General features: G+C 37.5%; 3 protein-coding genes. 2 read left to right on the top strand and 1 reads right to left on the bottom strand.

The genetic code is table 11. The annotated features are described in order from the left end of the window. Positions 1-30 precede the first annotated feature (30 nt). Complete coding sequence (locus tag GSY74_RS06160; RefSeq protein ID WP_164664225.1) at positions 31-1,062, bottom strand: aspartate-semialdehyde dehydrogenase; 1,032 nt, start codon at positions 1,060-1,062, stop codon at positions 31-33. A 178-nt stretch (positions 1,063-1,240) separates the two neighbouring features. Between GSY74_RS06160 and GSY74_RS06155 the strand changes: the two genes are divergently transcribed. Next, on the top strand, positions 1,241-1,432 hold the full coding sequence (locus GSY74_RS06155) for a YwbE family protein (RefSeq protein ID WP_164664224.1): 192 nt from the start codon (positions 1,241-1,243) through the stop codon (positions 1,430-1,432). Continuing rightward, positions 1,432-1,899 carry a YaiI/YqxD family protein gene (locus tag GSY74_RS06150; RefSeq protein ID WP_164664223.1) on the top strand — a complete coding sequence of 156 codons (468 nt, stop codon included), beginning with the start codon at positions 1,432-1,434 and terminating at the stop codon, positions 1,897-1,899. The genes GSY74_RS06155 and GSY74_RS06150 overlap by 1 nt, the downstream gene beginning before the upstream one ends. The last annotated feature ends 132 nt before the right edge of the window (positions 1,900-2,031 follow it).

Below are 2,031 nucleotides of genomic sequence, written 5' to 3'. Positions count from 1 at the left end.
TTTTCAAAAAATAGTTCAACAAACTTCATCTTAATCCTCCAACTCTATCCACTTTTGAGCAATACGCACAGCATTGGTCGCCGCTCCCACTCTTACTTGGTCAGCAACACCCCAAATATGTAACATATTGGGAGCATAAATATCTTTTCTAATTCGTCCGACATAGGTCTCGTCAGTGTCCGTTGCTGTTATAGGCATTGGGTATTGATTGTTTTCAATATCATCTATCACTGTAACATTTTCAAACTCACTAAGCACTCTTCTCGCCTCTGCTACGCTCACATCTACACCCTCTTTGAAAGTAATCGTAATTGATTCAGAGTGACTTCTAAGTACAGGAACACGCACACAAGTAGCAGATATAGCAAAATTCTCATCCATAATTTTGTTGGTCTCATTGACCATTTTCATCTCCTCTTTGGTGTAGCCATTTGGTTGAGGTACATCAATATGAGGAATAACATTTAGAGCAATCTGATGAGCAAAGGCTTTAACTTCTGTCTCTCCTAGTTTAAATGCAAAAAAGTCTTGCATCTGACGAACAAGCTCTTCCATTCCTGCTTTTCCTGCTCCTGATGTCGCTTGATAGGTACTTACATCTACTCTTTTGATACCATAAAGGTCATGAAGAGGCTTAAGCAGTTGCACCATTTGAATGGTTGAACAGTTAGGATTGGCTATAATCCCTGTATCTTCCCAAAGCTCAATATCTTGTGGATTTACCTCTGGAACCACCAATGGCACTCTCTCCATCATTCTAAAGTGTGAAGTGTTATCAATAACCACTGCACCTGACTCTACAGCATATCTTGCATATTTTGCAGAGATACTACCACCTGCTGAAAAGAAAGCGATGTCTATATCTCTTCCCTCAAATACTGTTTCAGTTAACTCCTCTATCTTATACTCTTTACCTGCAAATTCTATCATATTTCCTGCAGAGTTTGCACTTGCTAATGGTAGAAGATTTCCAACTGGAAAATCAGCCTCTTCTAAAACTCTAAAAAGCTCTTCACCAACAGCTCCACTTGCACCGACAACGGCAACATTATACTGCTTCACATTTTTTCCTTTTTTTGTGAAAATGATTTATGGCATTCTAACTAATAGCTAGTAAACTTACGCTTTTTTTGTTATAGTTTGTGTTATACAGAATAGCTGTTGACTATAAATGGTTTGATTTTTTCAGCATTTCTGCTACACTTACTCAATAATTTACGAATAAATAGGATTCAATAATATGAACGGACAAAAACGAGCCAATATAAAATCAGGACTTCAAGTGAAAATAGTCCTCAAACAACATCAACGATGTGGAACCCTAACAGAGGGGACAGTACAGAAGATTTTAACCAACTCACCTACTCATCCACATGGCATAAAAGTGAGACTCAGTTCAGGTGAAGTGGGTCGTGTCAAAGAGATTTGTTAATGAGGCTATTTATAGATGGTGATGCCTTCCCCAACCTCCTAAAACCAATTACACTTCGTGCTATAGAGAGACTAAAAATAGAGACCTATGTCATCGCAAACAAAAAGATAAACATAGGCAAATCAAAACATATCACCTATATGATAGTAGACACAGGAGCCGATGAAGCAGACCACAAAATAGTCGAAATGGTAGAAGAAGACGACCTAGTCATCACGGCCGACATCCCCCTAGCAGACCGAATCATCACAAAAAATGCCCACGCCATCGACCACCGCGGAGAACTCTACTCCGTGGATAATATCAAACAGTACCTTGCCATCAGAAATCTAATGCAAGAGATAAGGGATTCAGGAGAGATGACCAGAGGGCCAAAAGCCTTTGGAGTCAAAGATGCACACGAGTTTGCTAATCAATTGAATGCTTTTTTGGCTAAGAATTATACTTTTCCAATAAAAAAGCAATAAAATCTAAAAATACACCATGATTAAACCCTAAGTTTATGAATTTCAATTATAATATAAAAACTAATAAATAAATTTAATATTATAGAAAGATAAGAATATGTTATACAAAAAAATAGACTCAAAAAAAGCAGA

The sequence above is a fragment of the Sulfurovum sp. bin170 genome, assembly GCF_010892395.1.
Lineage (GTDB): Bacteria > Campylobacterota > Campylobacteria > Campylobacterales > Sulfurovaceae > UBA1140.
The sequence above is the reverse complement of the archived record's forward strand: the minus strand, read 5'-3'. Positions and strand labels throughout refer to the sequence as shown.

Bases quoted from the DNA above. Each gene is read 5' to 3' on its own strand.
- GSY74_RS06155 (WP_164664224.1), top strand. From the start codon at position 1,241: ATGAACGGACAAAAACGAGCCAATATAAAATCAGGACTTCAAGTGAAA.
- GSY74_RS06150 (WP_164664223.1), top strand. From the start codon at position 1,432: ATGAGGCTATTTATAGATGGTGATGCCTTCCCCAACCTCCTAAAACCA.